Below are 7,462 nucleotides of genomic sequence, written 5' to 3'. Positions count from 1 at the left end.
TAGTTAGGGCAACTAAACCGGCAAAACCAGCGACAAGGGAAATTTTGTTAAACACAATTACCTCAAGCAAAAAGTTAGTAAATTACCTAGAGACGTTCTAGATTATAACTTAGTTCCCAATTTTGTCTATATTGCGAAATATTTGTTTAATAATTTCTCGATCGAGGTGTTGAGGGTTGGGGGTTGGGTTTTTAGGGTGTTAGGGTGTTGGGGTGTTAGGGTGTTAGGGTGTTAGGGTTTTAGTTGAAATTCCCCCATTCCCCTACCCCCCCACCTCCTAATTCATAATTCATAATTCCCACCTCCCCACTTCCCCATTACCCTCATTACCCTATCCCCTAAAAACTCGATTAAGCTGGGTTTTAAGATCGATCGATATTGCTGAATAATTCAGGATCGAGGATGGGTAGTTCGATATCTGTTTCTGCTGGGGGAGAGGGTAACTGGAAACGATTTAAGGTTTGTTGAATGCGATCGAAAATGGTGATTTTTTGCTCGCTATTGTTCTGGGGTTCGGGAATAGGTTCCACTTCTACCGGAGGCTAAATACTAGAGGCCGGTTCGTTAATCTCCTTTGTCTCCGGTATGGTGGTTAAGGGAGATTCGATCGCTTCAGGGGTTTCCTCTACCTTTTCGATTGTTTCTGTCTCTACTGGTTTTTCTTCCACTATTGGGGTTTCTGGCTCAATAACAGGAGTTTCTTCCACTATAGGGGTTTCTGGCTCAATAACAGGAGTTTCTTCCACTATAGGGGTTTCTGGCTCAATAACAGGAGTTTCCTCCTCAATAACAGGGATTTCCTGAACTATAGGGGTTTCTGGCTCAATAACGGGGGTTTCTTCCACTATAGGGGTTTCTGGCTCAATAACGGGGGTTTCTTCCACTATTGGGCTTTCTGGCTCAATAACGGGAGTTTTTTCCTGTAGACTGGGAATGGTTTTATAGTTGGGATCAACAATGCTACGGGCAATTGTAGGGGATAAATCGCCGCGGACTAATTGACTAAGGCCGTCTCGGTAAGAGGGATCAAAGCTAATCACGCGCACGCTGGTATTAAACTCGTTTTCGATTTTATTTCCCTTACCATCGATGAATTCTAATTGTACCCAGTTATTGCCCTTGGCAAAACCCTTGAGATAGATCGGTTCCCAAGTATCAAGCAGAAAACTTTCACCGTTGACAGTGACACGAATGCGCCAATTTTGAAGACTATTATCCTCGTTGGCAGTATTGGGCAGACGTAGAGGAGCATTACTCAGATAAAAATCGAGCAGGATCGGTTCTGCGCCGTAGATTCCTTGCGGACTACTGTAGGTTAACAGGGGTAAGTTGTTATCAGGGGCATTTTTGCCTGTTTTTGTCAGAATATGAAAGGTTGTTTCAGCGAAGGCCCCATCATTTTTAAAACTTTCCTGCCAAGGCCGCATGGACAAGACGCGGAGGGTGTGAGTACCGGGGGCAAGATTTTCTAGGATAATCGGTTGCTTGAGGTCGTAGATAGCCGCTGCTGGTTCATTATCGACAATTAGGCTCAAGTGGGGTCCTAATTTCAGGGTATCGTCTTGGAAAATTGGCAGATCTGACACTTGTAGTTTAACTGTCACCTGAGGGTCATCGAAAACTTGTTCGGCCAGAGGACTGAGAATCGTTACTTGGGGAGCGTAACGATCTAAACTGGGTCGCAGTTCCTGAATTAGGGCCGGGGGGGCAACCTCAGAAATGCGGCCTTGGACGACGGGAAGATGAAGGGTTTCGGAAGTGGGGAGATTGGTAGCCGTCAGGCGATCGCCACAGGCGGTTAACAGAATGGTCAGTAAACCGATCACAAGACATATACGAAGGGTTTTGACTGGGATTAATTTATGTAGTAGGGATAGCACGTTCCTCCTAGAGCCAAGGCCAAAATCTATACAAACCATTGATTTTTGCTAGAGTCATTGAATGCTCTGGTGTCAGCAAAAGCGCGAGAAGATGAGGTTATGGCCTCAATTTTACAGAATTGTTTGATTGTTTTTTGAGAATCTATCTATTGAATTTTCTATATGGTCTGGTGAGGGAGAAAAAGGTGAAATCGGCTTCTGGGGCGACAATTAATAAACTTTTGTAAAGAAAAATTACCGGTCTGACCCTGACTAAGACCGTCCATAGCAGAAAATGTCTCTCCTATCAAGGATTGAGAGAATTTTAATTATTGTTAAGCACAACGAACAGAGGAGAGAACAAAGACTTATCATCTACTATTGATGCTTTCGACTGGAATCTCACCCAAGAGGAAAGTCAAGCGACATTAACAAAAGGTGGGTCAGATTTCAACTTGCCTTTTTTAGGTTAAAAAATCTATCCTCAAATAAAACGCTAAGTCTATTGTCGAGAGAGGAGAATCCTCATGGCACTCCCCCCCAAAGCGGTAGCTAAAGTGATTGTAGATAAAGACCCAGTACCTACTTCCTTTGAGAAGTGGGGTCAGCCGGGGCATTTTGATCGCACTTTAGCCAAAGGACCCAAAACCACCACCTGGATTTGGAACCTACACGCCAACGTCCACGATTTTGATAGTCAAACCAGCGATCTGGAAGATATTTCCAGGAAAATCTTCAGCGCCCACTTCGGACATCTCGCCGTTGTCTTCGTTTGGCTGAGTGGAATGTACTTCCACGGCGCGAAATTTTCTAACTATGAAGCTTGGTTAACCAACCCGCTCGCCATCAAACCCAGCGCCCAAGTGGTCTGGCCGATCGTCGGTCAAGGCATCCTCAACGGCGATGTGGGCGGTGGTTTCCACGGTATTCAGATCACCTCTGGTCTGTTCTACCTCTGGCGCGCCTCCGGGTTCACCAACAGCTATCAGCTATACTGCACCGCTATCGGTGGTTTAGTTATGGCGGGCCTGATGCTGTTTGCCGGTTGGTTCCATTACCACAAAAGCGCACCGAAACTGGAATGGTTCCAAAACGTGGAATCGATGATGAACCACCACTTGGCGGGTTTACTCGGCTTAGGTTCCCTAGGTTGGGCCGGTCATCAGATTCACGTTTCTTTACCGGTGAACAAACTCCTCGATGCGGGAGTCGCTCCCCAAGACATCCCCTTGCCCCACGAGTTCATTCTCGAACCGAGCAAGATGGCGGACTTATATCCCAGTTTCGCCCAGGGTTTGACCCCCTTCTTTACCCTTAACTGGGGTGCTTACTCGGATTTCCTCACCTTCAAAGGTGGCTTGAACCCCGTGACTGGTGGTCTCTGGCTTTCCGATACCGCTCACCATCACTTGGCGATCGCTGTATTATTCATCATTGCCGGTCATATGTACCGTACCAACTGGGGTATCGGTCACAGCATGAAGGAAATCCTCGAAAACCACAAAGGTCCCTTCACCGGTCAAGGTCACAAAGGACTGTACGAAATCCTGACCACCTCTTGGCACGCCCAGTTAGCGATTAACCTGGCTCTCTTAGGTTCGCTAACCATCATCGTGGCCCACCATATGTACGCCATGCCGCCTTATCCCTATCAGGCGACTGACTACGCCACCCAACTATCCTTGTTCACTCACCACACTTGGATCGGTGGCTTCTTAATCGTCGGTGCGGGAGCGCACGGAGCGATCTTCATGGTGCGGGACTACGATCCAGCCAAAAACGTGGATAACCTGCTCGATCGGATGATCCGTCATCGCGACGCAATTATCTCCCACCTGAACTGGGTATGTATTTTCCTTGGCTTCCATAGCTTCGGTTTATACATTCACAACGACACCATGCGGGCTTTTGGTCGTCCCCAAGATATGTTCTCGGATACGGGAATTCAACTACAACCCATCTTTGCCCAATGGGTACAAAGTCTCCACACCCTAGCCCCCGGCAACACCGCTCCTAACGCTCTCACTACCGCTAGTTATGCTTTCGGTGGCGACGTAGTAGCAGTGGGTGGCAAAGTGGCCATGATGCCGATCACCCTCGGTACTGCCGATTTCCTCGTGCATCACATCCACGCCTTCACCATCCATGTCACCGTGTTGATTCTCCTCAAAGGGGTTCTCTACGCTCGCGGTTCCCGTCTGATTCCCGATAAAGCGAATCTCGGTTTCCGTTTCCCCTGCGATGGTCCCGGTCGCGGCGGTACCTGCCAAGTTTCCGGTTGGGATCACGTTTTCCTCGGCCTGTTCTGGATGTACAACTCCATCTCGGTCGTAATCTTCCACTTTAGCTGGAAAATGCAGTCCGATGTCTGGGGAACCGTCGCCCCCGATGGCACTGTCACCCACGTTACCCTCGGTAACTTCGCCCAAAGTGCCATCACCATCAACGGTTGGTTACGGGATTTCCTCTGGGCGCAAGCAGCGCAAGTCATTAATTCCTATGGCTCTGCCCTGTCTGCCTACGGAATCATGTTCCTAGCCGGTCACTTCGTCTTCGCGTTTAGCTTGATGTTCCTGTTCAGTGGTCGCGGCTACTGGCAAGAATTAATCGAGTCGATCGTCTGGGCGCACAACAAGTTAAGAGTTGCCCCCGCTATCCAACCTCGCGCCCTGAGCATCATTCAAGGTCGTGCCGTTGGTGTGGCTCACTACCTCTTAGGCGGTATTGTCACCACTTGGGCATTCTTCTTGGCCAGAAGTCTCTCGATTGGCTAAACTTGCCTATAAGGGCTTGCCAGTCCCCCGGGGATTGGCAAGACTAGGCAGAACCAGCGTCGATTGACCGATACCTCTGTAAGCGTTTCCTATTACAGTGGGTGAATTGAAAAAAGGAAATAACCAGCACTCGTGTAAGAGCCTCAGTTATTTAGAGAGGAGAATTTCCTAAACAGCTATGGCAACTAAATTCCCTAAATTTAGCCAAGATCTAGCCCAAGATCCGACTACCCGTCGGATTTGGTACGGGATCGCCACAGCCCACGATTTTGAAAGTCATGATGGCATGACGGAAGAGAATCTCTACCAAAAGATTTTCGCGTCGCACTTCGGCCACATTGCAATCATTTTCCTGTGGACTTCCGGTACTATATTCCACGTCGCTTGGCAAGGTAACTTCGAGCAGTGGATCAAAGATCCCTTAAACATCCGTCCCATCGCCCATGCGATTTGGGATCCCCAGTTCGGTAAAGGCGCTGTAGATGCCTTCACCCAAGCTGGCGCTTCTAATCCGGTTAACATCGCCTATTCCGGGGTTTACCACTGGTTCTACACCATCGGTATGACCTCCAACCAAGACCTATACCAAGGTGCGGTGTTCCTGCTGATTCTCTCGGCGATTTTCCTCTTTGCTGGCTGGTTACACTTACAACCTAAGTTCCGTCCTAGCCTCGCTTGGTTCAAAAACGCTGAATCTCGCCTGAACCACCACCTCGCCGCTCTGTTCGGTGTTAGCTCTCTGGCTTGGACCGGACACCTCGTTCACGTTGCTATCCCCGAATCCCGCGGTCAGCACGTTGGTTGGGACAACTTCCTCTCCACTCCCCCCCACCCGGCGGGTTTACTACCCTTCTTCACCGGTGACTGGGGTGTGTATGCGGAAAACCCCGATACTGCTAACCACATTTTCGGTACTGCCCAAGGCGCGGGAACTGCGATTCTCACCTTCTTAGGTGGTTTCCATCCCCAAACCGAGTCCCTCTGGTTAACCGATATGGCTCACCACCACTTGGCGATCGCTGTGATCTTCATTGTGGCTGGTCATATGTACCGCACCAACTGGGGCATCGGTCACAGCATCAAGGACATCCTTAATGCACACAGACCCCCCAGTGGTAAGTTAGGAGCCGGTCACAAAAATCTTTATGACACGGTTAACAACTCTCTCCACTTCCAACTCGGTTTGGCTCTCGCTTCTTTAGGCGTGATCACCTCTCTGGTGGCGCAGCATATGTACGCGCTACCCCCTTATGCCTTTATCGCTAAGGACTACACTACCCAAGCGGCTCTTTATACGCACCACCAATACATCGCTGGTTTCCTAGCGGTGGGTGCTTTCGCCCACGGTGCTATCTTCTTCGTGCGTGACTATGATCCCGAAGCGAACAAAGATAACGTGCTGGCGCGGATGCTGGAGCATAAAGAAGCGATCATCTCTCACCTAAGCTGGGTTTCCCTTTTCTTAGGTTTCCACACCCTCGGCCTCTACGTTCATAACGATGTGGTCGTCGCTTTCGGTACTCCCGAAAAACAAATCCTGATCGAACCTGTGTTCGCTCAATTCGTGCAAGCAGCTTCGGGTAAAACCCTGTACGGCATGAACGTACTGTTGTCTAACCCCGATAGTATCGCTTACACCGCCTATCCCAACTACGGTGATGTTTGGTTACCCGGTTGGCTAGACGCAATCAATAGCGGCACTAACTCCTTATTCTTAACCATCGGTCCTGGCGACTTCCTCGTTCACCATGCGATCGCTCTTGGTTTACACACCACCGTTCTAATCCTGGTTAAAGGTGCTTTAGACGCTCGTGGTTCCAAATTAATGCCCGATAAAAAAGACTTCGGGTATTCCTTCCCTTGCGACGGTCCCGGCCGTGGCGGTACTTGCGACATCTCTGCTTGGGATTCCTTCTACTTAGCCATGTTCTGGATGTTGAACACCCTGGGTTGGTTAACCTTCTACTGGCACTGGAAACACCTCGGTGTCTGGTCGGGTAACGTGGCTCAGTTTAACGAAAACTCCACCTACCTGATGGGCTGGTTCCGCGATTACCTCTGGGCTAACTCGGCTCAGTTAATCAACGGTTACAATCCCTACGGTGTTAATAACCTTTCTGTCTGGGCCTGGATGTTCCTCTTTGGACACCTCGTTTGGGCAACCGGTTTCATGTTCCTGATCTCTTGGCGTGGTTACTGGCAAGAGTTGATCGAAACTATCGTTTGGGCCCACGAACGCACTCCTCTGGCGAACCTCGTTCGTTGGAAAGATAAACCCGTGGCTCTCTCGATCGTTCAGGCTCGTTTGGTTGGTTTAGCTCACTTCACCGTTGGCTATATCTTCACCTACGCCGCCTTCTTGATCGCTTCCACTGCCGGCAAGTTCGGCTAAACCTTGAATTAGGTGACTAAAAAACCCCCCGCCCATTGGTGGGGGGTTTTGTTTATGATCGATAATAAAAGCGCGGCTCAATCTCAAAAATCTATGCAGGTGGAAGAATTCGGCAATTCTCATTTTGAAACGATTTTGCGTTGTTTCAGCGATCTAGAGACTCGTTAAGAATTATTAACCCCTCTAGGTGCAAGGGTTTTAATGTCATGAAACCTTAAAATGAGAATTGCTGGGAAGAATTAAAACAACTTTATGATCAGGACTTTGTTTTGTGGATTGAGCGAACCACCGAACAAATTCGACGCGGGGAGATGAAAAATTTAGATTGGGAACATCTTTGGCTCTTCGTTACTCTTTATGCTAAATCAACATACAAGATGCCAAGACAACATACTTCTAACCCAAAAATTCCGAAAGTTTCTCAAGCCATAGGCTCT

2 protein-coding genes and 2 pseudogenes are annotated in these 7,462 nt (G+C 48.8%); 3 read left to right on the top strand and 1 reads right to left on the bottom strand.

Features of this window, described 5'->3' with window-relative positions; all coding sequences use genetic code 11:
• Nucleotides 1-362 precede the first annotated feature (362 nt).
• Nucleotides 363-1,919: pseudogene (locus PX481_RS14410) on the bottom strand (hypothetical protein).
• A gap of 467 nt (nt 1,920-2,386) precedes the next feature.
• Between PX481_RS14410 and psaA the strand changes: the two are divergent.
• The 3 genes and pseudogenes from psaA to PX481_RS29740 all read left to right on the top strand — a co-directional run.
• Complete coding sequence (psaA, locus tag PX481_RS14405) at nt 2,387-4,633, top strand: photosystem I core protein PsaA (RefSeq protein ID WP_002757220.1); 2,247 nt, start codon at nt 2,387-2,389, stop codon at nt 4,631-4,633.
• Nucleotides 4,634-4,811: 178 nt separating this feature from the next.
• Nucleotides 4,812-7,025 (top strand): photosystem I core protein PsaB, encoded by a 2,214-nt coding sequence (gene psaB, locus PX481_RS14400; RefSeq protein ID WP_002770787.1) that lies wholly within the window; start codon nt 4,812-4,814, stop codon nt 7,023-7,025.
• Nucleotides 7,026-7,255: 230 nt separating this feature from the next.
• Nucleotides 7,256-7,363, top strand: a pseudogene (locus tag PX481_RS29740) (DUF29 family protein); the annotation flags it as partial.
• Nucleotides 7,364-7,462 lie beyond the last annotated feature (99 nt).

The organism is Microcystis sp. M53603_WE2 (assembly GCF_030065435.1).
The sequence above is the reverse complement of the archived record's forward strand: the minus strand, read 5'-3'. Positions and strand labels throughout refer to the sequence as shown.

Bases quoted from the DNA above. Each gene is read 5' to 3' on its own strand.
- psaA (WP_002757220.1), top strand. From the start codon at position 2,387: ATGGCACTCCCCCCCAAAGCGGTAGCTAAAGTGATTGTAGATAAAGAC.
- psaB (WP_002770787.1), top strand. From the start codon at position 4,812: ATGGCAACTAAATTCCCTAAATTTAGCCAAGATCTAGCCCAAGATCCG.